Origin of the sequence: Catenuloplanes atrovinosus (assembly GCF_031458235.1) — a bacterium.
Lineage (GTDB): Bacteria > Actinomycetota > Actinomycetes > Mycobacteriales > Micromonosporaceae > Catenuloplanes > Catenuloplanes atrovinosus.
Genome location: NZ_JAVDYB010000001.1, coordinates 6,382,642 through 6,402,365, shown reverse-complemented (window position 1 = coordinate 6,402,365; position 19,724 = coordinate 6,382,642). Strand labels below are relative to the sequence as shown.

At 71.8% G+C, this 19,724-nt stretch carries 16 protein-coding genes and 2 tRNA genes; 6 read left to right on the top strand and 12 right to left on the bottom strand.

Features of this window, described 5'->3' with window-relative positions:
• Window positions 1-27 precede the first annotated feature (27 nt).
• Together J2S41_RS28305 and J2S41_RS28300 are read right to left on the bottom strand one after the other, a co-directional pair.
• Entirely contained in the window at window positions 28-315 is a 288-nt protein-coding gene (locus J2S41_RS28305) for a helix-turn-helix domain-containing protein (protein ID WP_310372091.1), read from the bottom strand.
• A complete protein-coding gene (locus J2S41_RS28300) occupies window positions 312-584 on the bottom strand; it encodes a hypothetical protein (protein ID WP_310372089.1) in 273 nt (90 codons plus the stop codon). Before J2S41_RS28300 ends, J2S41_RS28305 begins: the two co-directional genes overlap by 4 nt.
• A 250-nt stretch (window positions 585-834) precedes the next feature.
• Between J2S41_RS28300 and J2S41_RS28295 the strand changes: the two genes are divergently transcribed.
• The 3 genes from J2S41_RS28295 to J2S41_RS28285 all read left to right on the top strand — a co-directional run bounded on the left by J2S41_RS28295 (window position 835) and on the right by J2S41_RS28285 (window position 3,917).
• The gene (locus tag J2S41_RS28295; RefSeq protein ID WP_310372087.1) at window positions 835-1,251 is read left to right on the top strand and encodes a helix-turn-helix domain-containing protein; all 417 of its coding nucleotides are present in this window, start codon (window positions 835-837) and stop codon (window positions 1,249-1,251) included.
• On the top strand, window positions 1,251-2,396 hold the full coding sequence (locus J2S41_RS28290) for a tyrosine-type recombinase/integrase (RefSeq protein ID WP_310372085.1): 1,146 nt from the start codon (window positions 1,251-1,253) through the stop codon (window positions 2,394-2,396). The genes J2S41_RS28295 and J2S41_RS28290 overlap by 1 nt, the downstream gene beginning before the upstream one ends.
• 306 nt (window positions 2,397-2,702) lie before the next feature.
• On the top strand, window positions 2,703-3,917 hold the full coding sequence (locus tag J2S41_RS28285) for a DUF1996 domain-containing protein (protein ID WP_310372083.1): 1,215 nt from the start codon (window positions 2,703-2,705) through the stop codon (window positions 3,915-3,917).
• A gap of 107 nt (window positions 3,918-4,024) precedes the next feature.
• Here J2S41_RS28285 and J2S41_RS28280 read toward each other — a convergent pair whose 3' ends face one another.
• Together J2S41_RS28280 and J2S41_RS28275 are read right to left on the bottom strand one after the other, a co-directional pair.
• The gene (locus J2S41_RS28280; RefSeq protein ID WP_310372080.1) at window positions 4,025-6,679 is read right to left on the bottom strand and encodes a putative bifunctional diguanylate cyclase/phosphodiesterase; all 2,655 of its coding nucleotides are present in this window, start codon (window positions 6,677-6,679) and stop codon (window positions 4,025-4,027) included.
• Between the two features lie 36 nt (window positions 6,680-6,715).
• Window positions 6,716-7,894 carry an FIST signal transduction protein gene (locus J2S41_RS28275; RefSeq protein WP_310372078.1) on the bottom strand — a complete coding sequence of 393 codons (1,179 nt, stop codon included), beginning with the start codon at window positions 7,892-7,894 and terminating at the stop codon, window positions 6,716-6,718.
• A gap of 153 nt (window positions 7,895-8,047) precedes the next feature.
• Here J2S41_RS28275 and J2S41_RS28270 point away from each other — a divergent pair, with 153 nt between their 5' ends.
• On the top strand, window positions 8,048-8,599 hold the full coding sequence (locus J2S41_RS28270) for a hypothetical protein (RefSeq protein ID WP_310372077.1): 552 nt from the start codon (window positions 8,048-8,050) through the stop codon (window positions 8,597-8,599).
• A gap of 6 nt (window positions 8,600-8,605) precedes the next feature.
• Here J2S41_RS28270 and J2S41_RS28265 read toward each other — a convergent pair.
• From J2S41_RS28265 to J2S41_RS28255, 3 genes are all read right to left on the bottom strand, one after another.
• Window positions 8,606-8,678, bottom strand: a tRNA-Lys gene (locus J2S41_RS28265).
• Window positions 8,679-8,765: 87 nt separating this feature from the next.
• The gene (locus J2S41_RS28260) at window positions 8,766-9,965 is read right to left on the bottom strand and encodes a L,D-transpeptidase (RefSeq protein ID WP_310372075.1); all 1,200 of its coding nucleotides are present in this window, start codon (window positions 9,963-9,965) and stop codon (window positions 8,766-8,768) included.
• Between the two features lie 328 nt (window positions 9,966-10,293).
• A complete protein-coding gene (locus J2S41_RS28255; RefSeq protein WP_310372073.1) occupies window positions 10,294-11,562 on the bottom strand; it encodes a L,D-transpeptidase in 1,269 nt (422 codons plus the stop codon).
• A gap of 213 nt (window positions 11,563-11,775) precedes the next feature.
• Here J2S41_RS28255 and J2S41_RS28250 point away from each other — a divergent pair.
• Window positions 11,776-11,851 (top strand) — tRNA-Lys (locus tag J2S41_RS28250).
• 325 nt (window positions 11,852-12,176) lie between these two features.
• On the opposite strand, the gene J2S41_RS28245 is transcribed toward J2S41_RS28250, so the two are convergent.
• From J2S41_RS28245 to J2S41_RS28230, 4 genes are all read right to left on the bottom strand, one after another.
• The gene (locus J2S41_RS28245; RefSeq protein ID WP_310372070.1) at window positions 12,177-12,431 is read right to left on the bottom strand and encodes a hypothetical protein; all 255 of its coding nucleotides are present in this window, start codon (window positions 12,429-12,431) and stop codon (window positions 12,177-12,179) included.
• Between the two features lie 28 nt (window positions 12,432-12,459).
• Window positions 12,460-13,731, bottom strand: a complete 1,272-nt coding sequence (locus J2S41_RS28240) for a serine hydrolase domain-containing protein (protein ID WP_310372068.1) — start codon at window positions 13,729-13,731, stop codon at window positions 12,460-12,462.
• 38 nt (window positions 13,732-13,769) lie between these two features.
• Window positions 13,770-15,590, bottom strand: a complete 1,821-nt coding sequence (locus J2S41_RS28235) for a lectin-like domain-containing protein (protein WP_310372066.1) — start codon at window positions 15,588-15,590, stop codon at window positions 13,770-13,772.
• Window positions 15,591-15,710: 120 nt separating this feature from the next.
• Entirely contained in the window at window positions 15,711-16,769 is a 1,059-nt protein-coding gene (locus J2S41_RS28230; protein ID WP_310372064.1) for a M20 family metallopeptidase, read from the bottom strand.
• A gap of 348 nt (window positions 16,770-17,117) precedes the next feature.
• Here J2S41_RS28230 and J2S41_RS28225 point away from each other — a divergent pair, with 348 nt between their 5' ends.
• On the top strand, window positions 17,118-17,879 hold the full coding sequence (locus J2S41_RS28225; RefSeq protein ID WP_310372062.1) for a GntR family transcriptional regulator: 762 nt from the start codon (window positions 17,118-17,120) through the stop codon (window positions 17,877-17,879).
• Here J2S41_RS28225 and J2S41_RS28220 read toward each other — a convergent pair.
• Entirely contained in the window at window positions 17,872-19,608 is a 1,737-nt protein-coding gene (locus J2S41_RS28220; protein WP_310372060.1) for a protein kinase domain-containing protein, read from the bottom strand. The two genes, J2S41_RS28225 and J2S41_RS28220, sit on opposite strands and share 8 nt — an antisense overlap.
• Window positions 19,609-19,724 lie beyond the last annotated feature (116 nt).

The window sequence follows — 19,724 nt, the reverse complement described above, 5'->3', positions numbered from 1 at the left end:
GCGGGGCGCCTGTGGCATTTCCGGGGGTTAAGCGGCTGTCCGGCGGCGCGTAGGCACGCGCGGCCCAGGCGGCGGCGGCGGGTTCGACGGGCCCGACGGCGGGTGGGTGCGCAACGGCGTGACCGCCAGCGGCCCAGTGAGCGCGGGCTGGAAGAACGAGGTCTCAATGGCCGCGACGTCCTCCGGCGCGAACCGCACGTGCCGACCCACTCGACGGTGGGGGAGGGCGTGCTCGGTCACCTTGTCGCGAACCCAGCTACGGGGCACGCCAAGGTGCTCGGCCAGCTCGGCGATGTTCAGCAGGCGGCCGGTCATCGCGAGGACTCCGCCCGCTCGAACAGCGCCTCGACCTTCGTGCCCGCAACGGCAGCCATAGTCATGGCCAGGTCGAGGTTGGGAACGGTCTCACCGGCACGGAGCCGGAAGAGCGTGGAACGGTTGACGCCGAGCGCGTCGGCCTGGGCCGCCACAGTGCGGTGCCCCCTGCCGGCCATCAGTGCGTCAAAGACCTCGACGCGCAACCGGACCGACGGAGGTACGTCGGATTCGTGCGACTCTGTGTCGCATGTTTGCGTCTGTATCACGACGATCACGCTAGACCGTCGCATTCATAAGACGCAACAACCGTCGCGTTCAAGCGTCGGATCTGACCGAAAGTATGAGTGCAGGGATCAACCGAAGTTGCCTACTGTTGCGCTCATGCAACGCTACCTATCGACCATCACCGCTCAGGCGCTCCGCGCTCGACGGCGCAGGTCGCGTCCGTCCGACGTCGCAGAGATGCGACGTCCAGCGAGCTATCCTGCCTGGTGGCACGACGCATACCGTGTGCATGTGAGCGACGGTGCAGACGGCAAGACGAGCTGGGCGGAGTACATCCGGAACGCCACCAAGCGACCGGGCTGGAGCGCCGCACGCCTGGCACGAGAGGCTGGCGTGCACCGGTCGACCATCTTCAGGTGGATCAACGGCGCTGGCGGCAGCGTCGCCGTCGACAACGTGCGTCGCATCGCGGAGGCGCTCGGTGACCACCCGAGCGTCGCCATCCGCGCGGCCGGCAACATGCTGGAGCCCGAGGGTGAGCGGGACGAGGAACTGGAGCTGATTCTCTCCGCGCCGGTCGACGACGACATGAAGCGCCGTATGATCCAGCGCCTCGACGAGATGCGCCAGCGGGACCGGGAACGCCGACTGGACGATCTCCGCTACCTCCTGGACCAGCAGCGTCCGCCATCCTCGGCGGCTGGCTGATGTGGGTCGAGAAGAACGGTCCGGCCTGGCGCATCCGCGACCTGATAAACGGCAAGAAGGTCACCCTGGAGTCGGGCTACCCGACCAAGACGGCCGCGAAGGCGCGCATGACCGCTCTCAGGGCGGACAAGATGCGCGGCGAGTTCATCGACCCCCGCGACGGCAAGCTGCTGTTGGGGGAGTGGATCGATATCTGGTGGCCGACCTACGAGGCCGGTCTCAAGCCGACTGCCCAGATATCTGAAGGGCGCCGTGCTCGCCGGCACGTCCAGCAGGTGCTCGGGCACCTCGCCCTAGACGAGGTCGACAACCTGGCCATCCAGCGGTGGATCGCCTACCTGCTTGCGGGCGACCCGGCTGCCGGTCGACGAAAGCTCGCGCCGAAGAGCGTCAGGAACTGCCACGGCGTGCTGCACACGATCCTTGGCGCCGCGGTCGTGGCGCGGAAGATGCGCTCGAACCCCTGCTCGGAGACCCGGCTGCCGCAGGCGCCCCACCACGAGATGCGGTTTCTGAGCGAGCCGGAGATCGGGCGGCTGCTCGGAGCGGTGCCGGAGCACTGGCGCCCGCTGGTGGTGCTGCTGGTGTCGACTGGTCTGCGTTGGGGTGAGGCGATCGCGCTGCGACCTCAGGACATCGACGTCCTGGGCGGCAAGCTCACGGTGGTGCGCGCGATGCATGAGCTGTCGTCGACGGGCGCGATCGTCTTCACCGAACCGAAGACGGAGCGCTCCCGCCGGACGGTTACCTTTCCGCAGCGCCCGGTCGGGGAGGTTCTGGCCGGGCCAGTGGCGACCCGCGCGCGGGGGGAACTGGTGTTCCGCTCGCCGCGGGGCAGCGAGGTCCGGACCCGCAACTTCCGGCGCGGCTGGATCAAGTGGGTCTCGGTAGCTGGGCTCGACGGACTGCGCATTCATGACCTCCGCCATACGCATGCCGCACTGCTGATCTCGGCCGGGGTGCCGCTGACAGCGATCCAGCGACGCCTGGGGCACAGCTCGATCGCGGTCACGTCGGACCTATACGGGCATCTACTCCCCGTAGTCGACGAGGGCATCATGGCGGCCGTCACGGCAGCTCTCTCGGCGGTGGAACTGGAGCTGGTGGAGGCTGAGGTGGCCGATGAGGTTGGCATCGCAGCATGATCGACATAGGGGAGAGGTAGGGGAACCGTCTCCGGAACAACCCGGAGCAACGACTATCTACCCTGCGCAGCCAGCAGCTCAGGCTGCATGTTGGCCCTACCAGCAGGAGGTAGGTACGGGTTCAAATCCCCTCAGTCACCCCAGTGTGAAATGCAGTCCGAAGGGTCCGGCCGCGAAAGCGGCCGGGCCCTTCGTCGTTCACGGGTCCGCTGCCGGGAGCGGCCTGGGTCTAAAGGCCTAACCGGTACGGGCCGGAGCCGCCTACGATCCCCGGCAGCTCGTCATGTCCTCCTGGTGGGAGTGTTCGTGTCTGACACCATGCCGTCGCGTTCCGGGTCGCTGGGCCGGTTCGGCGGGAACAAGCGGAATCTGGTCGCCACCGGCGCCAGCGTGGCCGTCGTCGTGATCGCGGTCGCGGTGGCGGCCGTGTCGCTGGCCGAGGCGTCGGCCGGGCCGGATCGGGCGGACGTGGTCGCGGTGGCGCCGTCCGCGGTGGCCGCGGCCTCGGGCGCGCCGAGTGCGTCGCCGTCCGCCTCGCCGTCGGCGCCGGCCTCGCCGTCCGCGGACGCGTCGAAACCGGGCACGGCGGGGCCGGAGCGGGGCGCGGCGGCGCCGGAGCCGGTGGTGCCGAAGACCGGGTGGATCGCGGTGGACCAGGCGGCGTGGAACGCGCAGGTCGCCGCGTACAAGGCGCTGTCGTACGAGCCGGTGCCGGCCGGCGTCGGCAACCTGCCGGAGTTCCGGGCCGACTGCGAGTACAGCCACTCGCTGCCGGACGACCCGATCGTCGCGCCGGGGCTGCCGGGCGCATCGCACATGCACTCGTTCTTCGGCAACGAGGGCGTGGACGCGGGGACCGGCGCGGACGACCTGGTGCGGTTCACGGCGACCACGTGCGAGCCGCGGCAGGACCACTCGTCGTACTGGGTGCCGACGCTCTACGACGCCGCCACGGACAAGCCGGCCGAGCCGACCGGGTTCCGCGTCTACTACCGATCGCTGATGAGCGACTCGGCGGGCCAGCTGCCGATGCCGAACGGGCTGCGCATGATCGCCGGGGACGCGAAGAAGAAGACGCCGACGCCGCGCGGCGCGACTGGGCAGTTCTACTGCGCGTACTGGGAGCCGGGGCACGACGCGGACGGGATCGCGCGGAGCACCAACGGCAACTGGCCGATCTGCGAGAAGCAGGCGTACCTGCACTACATCCTGCAGTTCCCGGACTGCTGGGACGGCAAGCACCTGGACAGCCCGAACCACAAGGACCACGTCGCGCACGGCTGGAACAACGCCTGCCCGGCCAGCCACCCGGTGAAGATCCCGGCGATCACGTTCGACATCCAGTACGGCGTGCAGGGCAGCGCGGCCGGCTACTACCTGGCCTCGGACAAGGACGTGCGCAGCGCCTCCTCCATGCACGGCGACGCGTTCGTGATGTGGGACGTCGACGTGATGAACACGCGCACGAAGAACTGCGTCGAGCAGCGCCGCACCTGCGACAACCACGGCTACCTGAAGTAGACCCGTGCGGCCACGGAACCGGCAGGGAGGAGCGCCGGCGACGACCGGCGCCCGCTCCGGGCATGCGGGCACCGGCCCGCCGGAAGCGGGTCGATGAATTCCGATCTTCAGGCCAGGATCAGCGTGCCCGCACGGAGCAGGGCGGTGGCCGCCTCCGGGGTGATCGGGCGGGAGAACAGGTAGCCCTGGCCCTGCCGGCAGTTGAGCGCCAGCAACTCGGCCCGCTGGTCCGCCGACTCGATGCCCTCCGCGACCACGGTGAGCCCGAGCGAGTCGGCGATCGCCAGCACCGCACGGACGATGCCCCGGTCGGTGTCCTTCGCCGGCAGGCCGGCCACGAACGACTTGTCGATCTTGAGGATCTCCACCGGCAGGCGCTTGAGGTGGCTGAGGTTCGAGTAGGCCATGCCGAAGTCGTCCAGCGCGAAGTGCACCCCGGCCGCGCGCAGCGCGGTGACGAACCCGGTGACGTCCTGGCGGATCGAGCTGTGCTCGGTGATCTCCAGCCAGACGTCCGACGGGACGGCGCCGGCCGCGGTGATGACGTCGAGCGTCCGGGCCGCGGCGTCCGGCTGCGCGAGCTGGACCGGCGACAGGTTCACGCTGATCCGCAGGTGCTCGTTGCCGCGCAGCCGCTGCCACTCGACCAGGCGCCGGCAGGCCTCGCCCAGCACCCACTCGCCGATGCCGACGATCGCGCCGGTCTCCTCGGCCAGCGGGATGAACTCGTCCGGCGGGATCGGGCCGCGGCGCGGGTGGGTCCAGCGGCAGAGCGCCTCGAAGCCGACCACCTGGCCGCCGTCCAGCTCCACGATCGGCTGGTAGTGGATGGTCAGCTCGTTGCGGGCCAGCGCCTGGGAGAGGTCGGAGCGCAGTTCGAGCCGGCCGAGGCTGTGCTTCGAGGCGTCCTCGTCGAACACCTCGACCCGGCCGCGGCCGGCGTTCTTGGCGGCGTACATGGCCGCGTCCGCGTCGCGCAGCAGGTTGCTCGACTGGGCGACGCCCCGGGCGCCGAGCACGCCGCCGACGCTCACCGAGATGTCCACCCACTCGCCGTGCAGCCAGAACGGGGCCTCGAGCGCGCGGACCACCCGCTTGCCGATCTCGGTGACCTCGTCCAGGCCGGCGATGCCGTCCAGCAGGATCACGAACTCGTCGCCGCCGAAGCGGGCGAGCAGGTCGGCCGGGCGGACACAGGCGCGCAGCCGGTCGGCGACCTGGATCAGCAGGTCGTCGCCGGCCTCGTGGCCGAGCCGGTCGTTCACCTCCTTGAACTTGTCCAGGTCACAGAAGAGCAGGCCCACGCCGTCGTCGTCGCCGCGGCTCAGCGCCGCCTCCAGCCGCTCCGCGGTGAGGGCCCGGTTGGCCAGCTCCGTCAGCGGGTCGTGGGTGGCGCGCCGGCGCAGCTCGTCCTCGAGCCGCCGCCGCTCGTCGATCACCCGGGACGAGAGTACGAGCGTGCCGTCCTCCGGCACCGGGCGCAGCGCGCTCTCCACCCACACCCAGGACTCGTCGCCGGTACGCAGCCGGTACTCCACCGTGGCGGCGTCCGGCGGCCCGGCCAGCGCGGCGGCCACGATGGCCCGGTCGTCCGGGTGCACGAGGCCGGTCACCTCGCGCCGCAGCAGACGCTCCGGCGCGATGCCGAGCGCGCGGCCGTGCGACGGCGAGGCGTACACGAACCGGCCGGTGCAGTCGACCACCGCGATCAGGTCGCTGATCGAGTCGGTGATCAGGCGCAGGCTGTTCTCACTGCTGCGCAGCGCCAGGTAGAGCTCGGCGTTGGACATCGCGGCGCCGACGTAGGTGGCGAAGATCGCCGCGGAGTCGACGGCGTCCCGGCGGAACGGGCGGTGCTCGCCCCGGTGCGCGTAGACCACCAGCACCAGCGCGTCGTCTCGCATGATCGGGATGGCGAGCAGCGAACCGCCGTGGCGCGGGTGGTCCAGATGCCCGGCGAACATCTCCCCGGCCCGCACGGCGTGCCAGCCGGGCAGATCGGAGACCTGGATGGGCCGGTCGGCCTCCGGCATGCCCTCGGTCGTGGTCGCCGCCTTCAGGTACGCGTGGTCCCCCTCGACCCGCACCACCCCGGCGGCGTCCGCGTCGACCAGCGGCGGCAGCAGGCGGGCCGCCTCCTCGAACAGCGACGGCAGGTCCAGCCGGCTGGTCAGCCGGTGCCCGAAGGTGGCCAGGCTCTCCACCGCGGCGCCGCGGCGGCGGTCCGCCACGGCCAGCCCGAGCCGGGCCGCCACCGAGGCCAGCACCGGCAGGTCCACGCCCGGGAAGCCGCCCGGGCTGATCCGGTACATGACCAGCAGCTCGGCACCGGCGCCCGCCTCGCCGACCGGCACCCACACCGCGGACGCGGCGGCCAGGCCGGCCATCGACGGCGGCAGGTCGGCCTCCTCCAGGGCGTCGCCGTTACGCGCCACCACCCGGCCCAGGCTCAGCGCCTCCGCCGCGCCGCCGGCCAGCGGCCATCCCTCGACGTACGCGGGGTCGCCCTCGGGGATGCCGCAGGCGCTGGTCAGGCGCAACTGGCCGCCGCTCGCGCGGGCCATCGCGGTCACGTCGGCGGCGTACAGCTGGGACAGCACGGACAGCGTCTCGTCGACCAGTTCGGCCGGCGACGACGGCTGGCCGAGCACGGTCAGCACCCGGATCAGGCGTGAGCTCTGCCGGTACGCATCGCTGGTGGCGGCCACGGCCGCGGCCAACTCCGCGCGGAGCTGATCGACCTGGTGCTGGGTGGCGGGCATGCGGCTCCCCTCGGGGTCCTGGTGCGGTCGTCCGGGTCAGAGCGCGAGCGCCGCGATGGTGGCGTTGTGGTAGCCGGCGACGCCGACGCTCCGGGCGAACTCCCCGTACGTGTAGAAGCCGAACAGGGAGACCCGGCCTGCCGCGGCCCCGTGCAGCCGGGCGGCCTCCTCGGGGGCGCGCGTGCTGAGCAGGTCGCTGCGGGCGACGCAGCTGAACGTCAGCATCACGGCCGGCGCGGCGAGACCCTCCAGGGCGTCGTCCACCACGCCCTCGCTCGCGTTGAGCAGGTCGTCCTGGTCGGCGGAGACCACCTGCACGGCGCAGTACTCGGGCAGCGGCAGGAAGGTGCGCAGCGCGCCCGCCTCGTCGATGAAGCCGCCGCGGATGAGCTGCGTGCCGTCCGGCTCGATCAGGCCGAACGAGTGCCCGGTGTGCCACCCCTCCCAGGCGCCCTCGTGGTACTCCGCCCGCGCGGTCGAGTCCTTCCGCACGATCTCGGTGAACACCTCGGCCGCCGGACGACCGTCGATCTCCTCGACCACCAGCCCGTTCACGCGGGTGACCAGCATCGGCAGGGTCAGCGGCCGCCAGCCGTGGCCGGAGACCACGTGCAGCGGATGGTCGGAGCCGATCCACACGGCGACGGCGGCGTCGCTCAGCACCCGGTCGCCGAAGAACACCGAGGTGCCGGCGAAGCTGCGGTCGTCGGCGGCGGCGCCACCGACCACCGGAACGCGGGCGCCGGTGACCCGGTACATGCCGCCGAGCATGGCCTGCATGTCGCCCGCCATGCCGTCGGCGAGGACCAGCAGCGCGCTGTGCGGGGTCCGGCCGTCGCCGGCCGCCTCCAGTGCGCGGCGGGCCAGGTCACGGCCCGCGGCGACGACGTCCGCGCCGATCCCGGTGGTCACGGCGGCGCCGAAGGTGTAGACGCCCGCGCCGAGGACCAGCACGCTCACCGACTCGCCGGGCGGCAGGTAGTCGCCGTCGACGAGTTGGCCGGAGGTGCTGGCCCCGATCAGCGGCGTGTCACCGGTGATCTCCCGTACCGCGGCGAGCAGGGCGGCGTGGTCGTACCGGATGGCGGCACAGACGATGACCAGGCCCGGCTCCGCACCGTCCAGGCCGGCGAGGGCCGCCCGGGCGGCCTCCGCGCCGGCGGCGGCGGAGTCGTGCGACCTGCTGAAACCCGAGCCCACGGGCAAACGCGTCATGCCGCCGCCATCGGCGGTGCGACCGTGAAGCTGAGCCTTACGTGACGCCGTCGCCGCCCGTTCTGATCTGCCAGGGCGTGACTGTGATCTTTTCGGTGGCAACCGATGTGCTTCTCGTCCGTCTATATAGGTAGACATCGAAAGGAGTCACACATGCGTCACTCTCGCATCGTCAGCCTCGGCGTGGCCGCCGTCGCCCTGTCGGTCGCCACCACCGCCGGGAGCGCCGCGGCGGCTGAGCCGCAAGCCCCCGTCCTGTCGGACGTCTCGCAGCTCGAGGACGCCGGCATCGTCATCGGCGAGCCCGTCGTCATCGACGTGGCGGACGACGACAGGAACAGCTTCCTCGAGATCCGTCTCCGCGGCGCGCTGGAGTTCACCGGCACCGAGCGGAACGAGAACACGATGATGACGCTGCGGCCCGCGGAGACGGAGGAGGCGAACAGTGTCGTCATCGGGCCGCCGCTCTGGAGCGAGAACCCGGGTGAGGACTACTGCGCCGCGGACAGCCCGTTCCGGCTCGTGAAGCTGGAGGTGTGCGTCCCCGGCCGCGCCGAGCACAGCTGGCGAGTGGTGCCGGCGGGCGACACCGGCCTGTTCGAGCTGCACGGCCGGTGGAAGGTCATCACGGTCGACGACCAGGGCCTGATCACCACCGGTGCGGAGGGCCGGACGGGGCTGCGGACCGTCCCGTTCGTCGAATGACACCTGTGCGCCGCGTAGGACTTGAACCTACAACCCGCGGATTAAGAGTCCGCTGCTCTGCCAGTTGAGCTAGCGGCGCTCGTCGGCAACGGGGAGCACCTTAACACGCGGCTCGGCCGCGCTTCCAATCGGCGGAGGCCCCGGGGCCGACCCGGGGCCTCCACCGTCAGGCGAGCGCGCTGAGCTTCGTGAACTCGTCGTAGCTCATGTTCCAGACGGTCCAGCCGTCGCCGTTGACCAGCGGCACCCCGGTGCCCTTGACGACGACCGGGTCACCGAGCTTGGTCTGCTCGAAGAGCCACTTGCCGGCGTCCTGGGAGACGTTGACGCAGCCGTGCGAGACGTTCTCCCGGCCCTGGGCGGCGCTCGACCAGGGTGCGGCGTGGATGAACTGGCCGCCCCAGGTGAGGCGCTGCGCGTACTCGACGTCGACCCGGTACGCGTCCTCGTCGCTGAACTGGCCGTACGTGTCGAAGACCGTCTTGCGGAGCTTCTCCATGATCAGCATGGTGCCGCTGACCGAGGGGAACTTCGGCTGGCCCAGGCTGACCGGGAAGTCCTTGACCTTCTTGCCGTCCTTGATCACGGTCATGTGCTTGGTCTTGTTGTCGACCTCCATGATGAGCTGGGAGCCGATCTCGACGTTGACCTCGTAGTCGGTCTTGCCGTACCAGCCGTCGCCCATCTCCAGGCCGGCGTGGTCGACGCCGTAGGTGATCTTCGTGCCGGCCTTCCAGTACTCCACCGGGCGGTACTGGATCGAGTCGGAACTCAGCCAGCCCCAGGAGCCGTCCTGCGGCGGGTCGGTCGTGACGGTCAGGTGCTTCTCGACCTCGTCGCGGTACTCCTCCGGGATCTCCCGGCTGAACGACAGCATCAGCGGCATGCCGACGCCCACGACCGCGCCGTCGCCCATGAAGCTGACCGTGCGTACCGTGTTCTTCGGCTCGCCCATCGTGGTGAACGTGCCGGTCATCGTGCCGGTCCGGCCCGCCGAGTCGGTGCCGGTGTACTCCGCGGTGTAGGTCGTGCCGTACGCCAGCTTCTTGTCCGGCACCCAGGTCTTGGAGTCGTCGGACAGCTTGCCCGGCACCTCCTCGCCCTTCCCGTTCGTCACCGTGACCGTGCCGGAGACGGCATTGACCAGGTCGAACGAGATGTCGGTGGTGATCGGCGCGTCCTTGCTGCCCTCGGCCGGCGACTTGAGCGTCGCGCCGATCGGCACCGGGCTCTCGCTCGTCGCCGCCGGAGCCGCGGAGGCCCCGGCATCGTTGCTCTGCCAGGTGGGCGACGAGTCGCCGCTGCAGGCGGTGCCGAAGCCTATGACCCCGGCGAGGGCGAGCGCGCCGAACGCGCGACGCCCCATACGTGAGCCGGGCACACCCCAAGGTGCCCGCTCGGAACGGGTAGCGTGCATTGTCCCCTAACCCCAGGTCTCGATCCCGACGCCACTTGCTGCCTTGAACACGTGGAACGGCGGGCCTCGGTTGCACCCCGTGCAGAGGAGACACGTGGCGGCCGGGCCCTTCGGGCGGCGGGAAGTGCGGCGTCGCACCGCCCACCAGGCCCGTAAAGATACCCGGGGCAGACATGATCACACAGAGCCGAACGGACGAACCGACCGTCGGGACAGCAACGTAATGGCGGGGCGATCAGTTACACATGGTCATCGCGGCTGGTCGCCCCGCCGGATCTCAAGACGGGCTGTTGGCGGGGGACGGCGTGGCGGTGCGCAGACTGTCCGGAATCGGCAGCGCGGAACCCTTCATGAAGTCCGCCCAACTCACGTTCCAGGCGGTCCAGCCGTTGCCCTCGGTGAGCTTCTCCTCGGTGCCGGTCACCGTCACCGGATCGCCGATCAGCGTCTTGCCGAACAGCCACTCGCCGCCCTCCTGGGAGACGTTGACGCAGCCGTGCGAGACGTTCTCCCGGCCCTGCGACGCGTTCGACCAGGGCGCCGCGTGGATGAACTGGCCGCTCCAGGTCAGCCGCTGCGCGAACTCCACGTCCACCCGGTAACCCTCGACCGGGCCGAACTGCTCGTACGTGTCGAAGACGGTCTGTTCCTTCTTCTCCATCACGACCATCACGCCGCTGGCCGACGGCATCTTCTTCCGGCCGAGGCTGACCGGGAAGGTGCGGGTGAGCGTGCCGTCCTCGTACACCTTCATCTGCTTGTCCGAGTTGTCGACCCTCATCTCGAGCTTGCGCCCGATCTCCGCGGTCGCGGTGCGGTCCGTGTTCCCATAGGTGCCCGGCGCGGTCTCCAGGCCGCCGATCCCTATCCGGACGGTCAGCTTGGTGCCCGGCTGCCAGAACTCGGGTGCCCGGTAGTACGCCTGGGTGCCGCCCTTCACCCACGACCACACGCCCGGCTGTGGCGGGTCGGTCTGCACGAACAGGCGCTTCTCCACCGCCGCCCGATGACTCTCCGGTACGCCCGGGATGAACTCGACCACGACCGGCATGGCCACGCCGTACGTGTGGCCGTCGAACATGTACAGCCCGGTGCCGGTCTCCTTGCCGGGCCGGCCCATCGTCGAGAAGCTGGTGGTCTGCGTGATCGACTCGCCGGCCGGGCTCTTGGCGGTCACGGTCGCGGTGTAGGACGCGCCGAACGACAGCGTCTTCGCCGGCACCCAGGACGTGCCGTCCGCGCGCATCGAGCCCGCGACCTGCCGGCCCGCGCCGTCCACCAGGGTGACGGTCTCCACCGTGCCGCCGGCCACGGTCGTACCGATCTCCACGCTCGCCGGCTGGTTCCTCGCCTTGTCCTTCGGCGTGACCTCCAGCTTCAGCGGCACCGCGGGCACCGTCGAGGTCGCGACCGGTGGTGCCGGCACCGATGCCGCCGACGGTGCGGCCTCCGCCGCCGGCTCGTCCTCGCTGCCGCAGGCCGCCAGCGCCAGCGGCATCATGATCGCGAGCGCCGCCACCAACGCGGTACGCCTCATCCGGCCCATCCTTTTATTCATGTATGCCCCGATATGCGGTGTGTCTCGGGGCGGAAGATCCGCTGACCTGCCGAGATACGGCACCATCCTGCCCGACGATCGCAATCCCCGCAGCCTCGCCGCGACCGGTCACGTTGCGTATGCCACAGTCCGGCCCGTCCCCCGCTAACCGATTGGAAGTGCGCCTGACGGCCGTGCTAGTGTTCTCACCGTTGCCGACGAGCGCCGCTAGCTCAACTGGCAGAGCAGCGGACTCTTAATCCGCGGGTTGTAGGTTCAAGTCCTACGCGGCGCACCAGCTTCAAGTCCCGGAATCGACCTCATCGATTCCGGGACTTTTCGTTGTGGCGACTTCGCGTCATCGTCATGGTCTCCCGGCGGAGGCTGACCTCGCCGCGTATGACCTGCCCAGCCTCGCCGGCGAGAGGCCGCGCATCGGTTCTTCCGCGTGGCGACAACGGCCGTGTGCGCGAATTCCGCGGACGCCGGACGTGAATGAGAAGCGCGTCGTATGCGATCCGGGGTTGCCGTCACCGCATTCCGTCGTGAAAGCGGTGACGGTGAATCGGGAATGCGAAAGGGCGCGGGCCGAGATTCGGCCCGCGCCCTGCTCCCGAGTGGAGCTAGACTCGCTGGGTCTCGGTGGTGGCGGGGTGCAGTTCGGCGGTCGTTTCGCGGACGAAACGGCCGGTGCTGGCGCTGCGGTTGACCTCGCGGTCGCCGCCGGTGTGGTCGCCGCCGACCTGCTCGGTGACGGTGGTGTCGGGCTGGCGCTCCGCCGTGCTCTGCTTGACGAAACGGCCGCTCTTGGTGCTGCGGTTGACCTCGTGCTCATTGCCTGCCATCGAAAAGTCTCCTCCGGCAATCGTCACGTTCATCTGTCTACCTGTATGTCGGTACCCGGGGCTAAAAAGCTGAAACCAGGTCATGAACGGCGACGCGGTACGGGTCGGGTTCGGCCCAGGACCAGTTCGGGTGGGCGCGATTCGTCAGCAGCACCACGACCAGCCGGCGCACCGGGTCGACCAGCAGCGAGGTGCCGCTGAAGCCGGTGTGACCGAACGTGCCGGGGGAGGAGAGACGGCCCATGAACCACGGCTGGTTCAGCACCACGCCGAGGCCGTAGGCGGCGGTACGGCCGGGGCGCTCACCGGCGGCGACCGGCACGTTCTCGTTCGCGTTCGTGCGCAGGCGGGTGACGAGCTCGGGGGAGAGGATGCGGGTGCCGCGGTAGGTGCCGCCGTCGAGCAGCAGTTGGCCGATCACGGCCACGTCCGCGGCGGTGGCGAAGACGCCGGCGTGACCGGCGACGCCGCCGAGCGTGTCGCAGATGTCGTCGTGGACGCGCCCGCGCAGCAGGCCACGGGACGATCGCGCGTCCGTGGCGGCGATCCGGTCCACGTCGCGCACCCAGGTCAGTGGCAGGTAGCCGGTGTCGGCGAGGCCGAGCGGGCCGGTGACGTGCTCGCGCAGCGCCCGGTCCAGCGGCATGCCGGTCTGCTTCTCGATCAGGTGGCCGAGCACCATCGGGCCGACGCCGGAGTAGCGGAAGACGGTGCCGGGCGGGGCCACCGGCGGCGTCGTCACGAACGTGGCGGCGGTGCGCGGCGAGACCGGCATGCCGCCGGTGTGGGTGAGCAGCATCGCGGCGGTCACGTCGGGCGTGGTGAACGCCGGGAGGAACCGGCTCAGCGGTACGTCCAGGTCCAGCGTCCCGGCGTCGACCAGGCGCAGCGTGAGGATCGCGGTGAAGACCTTGGTGATCGACGCCAGATCGAAGATCGAGTCGGGGCGCATCGGGACGCGGTCGGCGGCGGGCAGCTCGACCGGGCCGGCCCGGTAGCGCAGCGCGTCACCGACCGTGGCGCCGGCCAGCGGCAGCCCGTCCCGCCAGGCCAGCGCCACCGCGCCGGCGTACCCGGGATGGTGGGGGTTGTCGCGGGTGGGCGACAGGTGGGTGGTCAGCACCGCCTCGAGCGCGGCGTCGGCGGTGGGCGCGGGAGCGGGCGCGGACGTGGGAGACGGCGGGGCGGCAACGGACGGGGCGGCGGAGGGGACGACCCAGGTGCCCGGCGCCGCCGTCGTGGCGGGAGGGGCGGGACGGGCGCAGCCACCGAGGCCGGCGGCCGCGCCCGTCAGAAGAGCGGATCGGAGGACGGTACGGCGGGTGACCGGCACGACGACGATGATGGCACGCCGCCGGGCCGGTCACAGTCCTACTTCTCGGTGAAAGTCCAGTTCAACACGGCCTCGCTGGAGTCCGTCAGGTTCGTGTTACCGGTCGCGCCGGCGAACCCGGCGTAGACCTTCGCGGCGCCGAACTTCGCCGCCAGGTCGATGGAGTGGGTGACCATCGCCGACCCGGGCTTGCCGCCGCCCTGGCTGGCGTAGACGGACAGCTTCTTGGCGCCGGCGTCGTAGTCGACCCACACCGTGAACGGGGTGCCGAACCGCATGTCGAAGTGCGGGTCGGCCCAGGCCAGGTGGTTCTTGTAGTCGCCGTCGGCCATGATGCCGATGTGCTGCTGACCGGCCGGGTCGTAGCCGTCGGGTGCGTTGTCCCAGGTGTCGAACTCGACCGCGATGCTTGGGCTGACGCCGCCGTAGCCCATGGAGCCGCCGGTGCCGGCCGCGATCGCGCTCGTCCCGGCGCTCTGCAGCAGGAACGCCATGCCGTCGGTCGGCTGGCTGATCACCGCGGTGAACGTGGTGCTGAACGACGCGGACGGGTCGACGGCGGTGGTCGCGTACGCGCTGCCGACCTGGTTGGTGCCGCTGGTCAGGGCCAGCCGGCCGCCGTTCGCCTGGGCGTTGCCGTTGAGCTTCAGGCCGCCGGTGGCGGAGAAGCTCGGGTAGTCGAAGCGGACCGGCTGGTCCGGCTTCGCCGGGGCGGCGGGGGCGCCGGTGGGCGCGGCCGGGGTCGGGGAGGCGGTGGCGGCCGGCGCGGACGGCGAGGGGGACGGGGACGGCGAGGCGGACCCGGGCGTGCCGCCGATGCGGGTGTCCAGCCGGTAGTACGACGTGTAGTGCGCCACCTTCTCCAGGTGTGCGCGGGCCATCGCGTCCGGGATGCCACCGGCGCGGCGGACCGTGTCCGGGCCGGAGTGGAACGCGGCGAGCGCCAGCTGGTACGGATCGCCCTCGACGCCGGACAGTTCGCCGACCAGGATGCACAGCACGGTGCCGACCGCGGGGACGGCCACGGACGGCTCCCAGGCGGAGGCGCCCTTCGGTCCGTACTTCTCCCACACGTCGTCGCGGAACTGCGCGATGCCCTCGCGCCCGGCGGCGCCGAGCCGGCTGGGGTTGAACGCGGAGGAGGCCATCAGCGTGCCGGCCACGGTCGCGGCGTCGATCTCCGGGCAGCGCTTGCCCGCGGTGGCGACCAGGTCCACGTACTCCTCCGGCAGCGCCATCGGGTCGGCCATGGCACCGTTGATCTCGGCGGCCGCGGCGCCCGCGCCGGCGAACTGCGGAAGCTTCTCGTAGTAGGACGCGTAACCGGTGGCGCGGTCGACGTAGTCGGTGGCGGCCTCGGGCACGTCCTTCGCGGCCACCACGGCCTCGGTGCCGGACCGGTACGCGGCCAGCGACAGCCGCCACGAGTCGCCGGTGACGCCGGCCAGCCGCAGCTCGCCGCTGAGCGCGCACATCTTGTGGGCCATGGCGAGCACGGTCGCCTGGGTGTCGGTGCGGGCCGCGTCCGGCCACGGCGCCCACTGCTTCCAGTCGGCGTCGTCCAGGCCGGCCAGGCCGGTGCCGCCGGACTCGGTGGCGGTGGCGCTCTCGTTCAGCCCGGACTCGGCCATGAGCTGGCCGGCGATCCGGTGCGAGGAGAGCATCGGGCAGGAGTGGGCGGCGTCCAGGATGGCGGCGAGCTGGTGGTCGTCGACCGTACCGCCGGTGAGGTCTTCGTTGTTGGCGGCGATCGCCACGCCCCAGCTCACGGTGGCGGCGGTCATCGTGACGATCGCAAGTCCTGTGAGGACGATGCCGGTGGCGCCGCGGCCGGCATCGGCCAGTCTCCGGAGGCTCATCTGAGGCACAGCGTCGAACCCTTCTAGGCCGAAATCCGCATCGGAAACGAGCGCGGATGTGCCGAGGTTCACGCCGGTACGGGAAAAAACGCTGCGTGATCGCGACGGTACGGTATGGCTTCACCCGCGGGCGAGGATGTCGGAGATCAACCGGGTCAGCAGCGCCGCCCGGGCCGGCATCGCCGAGAGATCCACCCACTCGCCCTCCGCGTGCGCGTTGCCGCCGACCGCGCCCAGCCCGTCCAGCGTGGGTACGCCGCGCGCGGCCGTCAGGTTGCCGTCCGAGGCTCCGCCCACCGCGACGCCGGGGAGCGGGGACTGTCCCAGCGCGGTGGCCGCGCCGTGCGCCAGCCGGTGCAGGTCCGCGGACGCGCCCGGCGGCATCGGGGGCCGGGAGACGCCGCCGGTGACCGTGACCGCAGCACCCGGGAGGACCGGCCGGAGCGCGCGCAGCGCACCCGCCACGCGGGTGAACTCGGCCGGGTCGAACCCGCGCATGTCGATGGTCAGCGCCGCACCGGCCGGAACCGTGTTGTCGCTGGTGCCGGCGGTGGCGAGGGTGGGCGTGACGGTGGTGTCGCCGCGGCCGAGCGCGGCGACGGCGAGCGTCTGGTGCGCCAGCTCGACGGCGGCGTTCACACCGAGGTGCGGCTCCAGCCCGGCGTGCGCCGCGCGGCCGGTGACCTCGACGCGGAAGCGGGCGATGCCCTTGCGCGCGGTCTTGAGTGCGCCGCCGGTGGCGCTGGGCTCGCAGATCAGCGCGGCGCGGGCGCCCTCGGCGGCGCGGTGGATCAGGTCGCGCGAGCCGATCGAGCCGATCTCCTCGTCCGCGTTGACGACCACCGTGACGCCGTCCAGCGAGCCGAGCGTGCTCAGCCCGTGGAAGAGCTGGACCAGGCCGGCCTTCATGTCGAAGACGCCGGGGCCGGTGGCGCGGTCGCCGTCGATGGTGAACGGCCAGCGGTCGAGCGTGCCGACCGGCCACACCGTGTCGTGGTGGCCGGCGACCAGCACCCGGGTCGGCCCGTGCCGCCACACCAGGTGGTGGCCGTGCCGGCCCGGCGCGGTGCCGAGCAGCCGCGTCCCCAGCGCGGCGACCACGTGCGCGCTGGCGGCCAGCGCCCGCTCGTCGACCGACGGCGACTCCACCGTGACCAGCGTGGCCAGGTCATCCGTCATTTCCCGTACGTCCACAACGCCTCCAGGTCAGATTGACTAGACAATATGATGTGGGTAGACAGTGCGGCGGGTCAAGGACCGGTCGGCGCGGCCGGGACGAGGGGTGCCGGCGCGCTCGCGGGGGTTCGTGGTGACCAGCGGCGGGACCGGCTCCGATGCGGCGGCGGAGCGGCGGCGGAGCCGCCGCGAGGTTGGCCCGCGGGAGCATGCGGGCCGCGACCACGCCGGAAGCGGGAAAGCGGGGCCCGTGGCCGGCTCGGCGACCACGCCGGAATCGGACGCGACGCGACGGCTGCTGGACCGCGCGAGCGGACGCGCTTAGATTGTCTAGACGATCTGAGGAGGGGTATGGAGCCGGCCTATCGGCGCATCGCTGCCGTCTACCGGGACAAGATCGCGTCGGGGGAGCTGGCGCCCGGGGTGCGGCTGCCGACCGAGCACGAGATCGCCGAGCAGTTCGGGGTGGTGCGGCAGACCGTGCGCAGCGGCCTGGGTGTGCTGGTGTCCGAAGGGCTGATCGTGGCGCGGCGGCCGCACGGCTACTTCGTGCGGGAGTGGGAGCGGATGCTCTACCGGCCGCAGGAGAAGTCCCGGCCGATGCCCGACGGGTCCACGATGGACCGGTTCTCGCAGCAGATCAGCGACGAGGGCCGGGTGCCGAGCATGCACATCGAGGTGGCGCTGGCGCAGGCCGCGCCGGACCTGGCGGAGCGGCTGCGGGTGAAGGCGGGCGCGACGATCGTGATCCGGCGGCGGGTGCGGTTCATCAACGGTGAGCCGGTCAACATCAACGACTCGCACTTCCCGCTCGACCTGATCAAGGACTCCGAGATCATGTCGCCGGCCTACATCCCGCGCGGCACCGACCGGGTGCTGGCGGACCTCGGCCACCGGCAGGAGCGCGCGGTGGACGAGATCTTCGTCCGCATGCCGACGCCGGACGAGATCCGGCGGCTCGGGCTCGGGCCGGGCACGCCGGTCGCGGTGCATTACGACACCGGCTACACCGCGGACGACCGGCCGGTGCAGTGCACGGTGAACGTGCTGCCCGGCGACCGCCACCGCATCGTCTTCGAGCGGCGGTGGCGGGCGGACGAGCCGCTCAGCTGAGCGCCCACTTCTGCGCCGGCGTGCCGTTGCAGTCGTGGATCTGGATCGGCACGCCGTTGGTGGTGCCGCCGCCGGTCACGTCCAGGCACTTGCCGGTCTGGATGCTGATCAGGTCGCCCGCGTCGCTGAGGCCGAACGTCTGGGACAGGTCGCCGGTGCACGGCCGCACGTGCAGCTGACTGCCGATGTTCGGGCTGTCCGCCTGTACGCAGCCGCCGAGTACCTGAAGCGCGCCGGTGCCGGGCAGCGTGAACTTGGTGCCGGGTGTGCCGTCGCAGTCCCAGATGTGGATGGGCTCGGGCGCGGCCGGGTTGCTCCCCGGCACCGCGAAGCACCGGTTGCTGCCCACGTTGACCAGCGAGCGGTCCGCGGCCACCGGCGTGATCACCTGCGGCGCGGCGGAGGGCGGGACCGGCGGCGCGGTGGTCGGCGCGGTACGGGTGCGGCTGGGCGTGGGCGACGGCGGGGCCGGCGTGGCGGAGCGCGGCGCGGTCGTGGTCACGGTGGGCAGCGTGAACTCGGGCTCGTTGCGGATGTCCACACCGGACGGCGGGTTGAACACGCGCATGCCGAGGATCACGGCCAGGATCAGCACCACCACCAGGGCGCCGATCAGCAGGTAGAGCGAGCCGTACTCGCCGCGTGAGCGCGGGCGCGGGTCCTGGTACGGCGGCAGCGGCACGGACGGGCTCGGCGGGATCTCCACGGTCGGGCCGCCGTCCGGGCGGGTGGTCGCGGTCGGCAGCATCGTGGTCGGTGCCGCGTGCCGGTGCCGGGCCCGGGAGAGCGTGCCGACCGGCACGGCCTGCTGGTGCGCGGACGGGGACGCGGCGTTCGCGCCGGACGCGGCCGGGCCCGAGGCCGCCGCCCAGGTGCCGGACGGCATCCCGGCGCCGGCGTGCGCGGGCGCGCCGGACAGCGCGTGCCGCAGCAGCCGCTCCGCCTCGTACGCGTCGACCCGGCGCGCGGGGTCGCGGCGCAGCAGGCCCTCCAGCGCGGGCAGCAGCGGGCCCGCGTTCTGCGGCATCGGCGGCAGCTCGGTGGCGAGCGCGGCCAGCGTGGCTATGGAGGACGGCCGGGTGTACGGCGCGCGCCCCTCCACGGCGGCGTAGAGCGAGGCGCCCAGCGACCACAGGTCCGCGGACGCGCCGACCTGCCCGCCGGTGGCCCGCTCCGGCGCCAGGTAGGCGGGCGAGCCCATCACCACGCCGGTGCGCGTCATGCCGGGGTCGTCCGTGGCGGTGGCCAGGCCGAAGTCGGTCAGCACCACCCGGCCGTCCGCGCCGAGCAGCACGTTGGCCGGCTTCACGTCCCGGTGCAGCACGCCGACCGCGTGGGCGGCCCGCAGCGCGCCCAGCACCCGCAGCCCGATCTCCGCGGCCCGGGCCGGCGAGATGGGCCCGTTCGTCGCGATCTCCTTCTGCAGGGACGACGACGGTACGTACTCCATCACGATCCACGGCTCCTCGCCCGTGCGGAGCACGTCGAAGATGCGGACCACGTTGCTCTGGCTCACCTTCGCGATGGCGCGCGCCTCGCGCAGCGCGCGCTCCCGGAGCTCCTGCACCTCGTCGCCGGTCAGCCCGGCCGGGGGCACGATCTCCTTCAGCGCGACGTCGCGTTCCAGCATCTCGTCGCGGGCCAGCCAGACACGGCCCATGGCGCCCTGGCCGAGGGGGCGGAGGAGTCGGTAGCGGCCGGCGATCTCGCGCTGCGGGGTGTCGGACACGAAGTGGACCGTACCCGGACGAAACCAGTGAGTTGCCACCCGGTGCGTCATGCGATCGCCCACACGCCCCGCGACCGGCCCATACACCACTATCGGATCTCTGTCAGCGCGCTCCG

Excerpts from the sequence above, each read along its gene's own strand:
- J2S41_RS28230 (WP_310372064.1), bottom strand. The coding sequence starts at position 16,769 with ATGACGGATGACCTGGCCACGCTGGTCACGGTGGAGTCGCCGTCGGTC.
- J2S41_RS28290 (WP_310372085.1), top strand. The coding sequence starts at position 1,251 with ATGTGGGTCGAGAAGAACGGTCCGGCCTGGCGCATCCGCGACCTGATA.
- J2S41_RS28255 (WP_310372073.1), bottom strand. The coding sequence starts at position 11,562 with ATGGGCCGGATGAGGCGTACCGCGTTGGTGGCGGCGCTCGCGATCATG.
- J2S41_RS28270 (WP_310372077.1), top strand. The coding sequence starts at position 8,048 with ATGCGTCACTCTCGCATCGTCAGCCTCGGCGTGGCCGCCGTCGCCCTG.
- J2S41_RS28280 (WP_310372080.1), bottom strand. The coding sequence starts at position 6,679 with ATGCCCGCCACCCAGCACCAGGTCGATCAGCTCCGCGCGGAGTTGGCC.
- J2S41_RS28225 (WP_310372062.1), top strand. The coding sequence starts at position 17,118 with ATGGAGCCGGCCTATCGGCGCATCGCTGCCGTCTACCGGGACAAGATC.
- J2S41_RS28260 (WP_310372075.1), bottom strand. The coding sequence starts at position 9,965 with ATGGGGCGTCGCGCGTTCGGCGCGCTCGCCCTCGCCGGGGTCATAGGC.
- J2S41_RS28245 (WP_310372070.1), bottom strand. The coding sequence starts at position 12,431 with ATGAACGTGACGATTGCCGGAGGAGACTTTTCGATGGCAGGCAATGAG.
- J2S41_RS28305 (WP_310372091.1), bottom strand. The coding sequence starts at position 315 with ATGACCGGCCGCCTGCTGAACATCGCCGAGCTGGCCGAGCACCTTGGC.
- J2S41_RS28275 (WP_310372078.1), bottom strand. The coding sequence starts at position 7,894 with ATGACGCGTTTGCCCGTGGGCTCGGGTTTCAGCAGGTCGCACGACTCC.
- J2S41_RS28235 (WP_310372066.1), bottom strand. The coding sequence starts at position 15,590 with ATGAGCCTCCGGAGACTGGCCGATGCCGGCCGCGGCGCCACCGGCATC.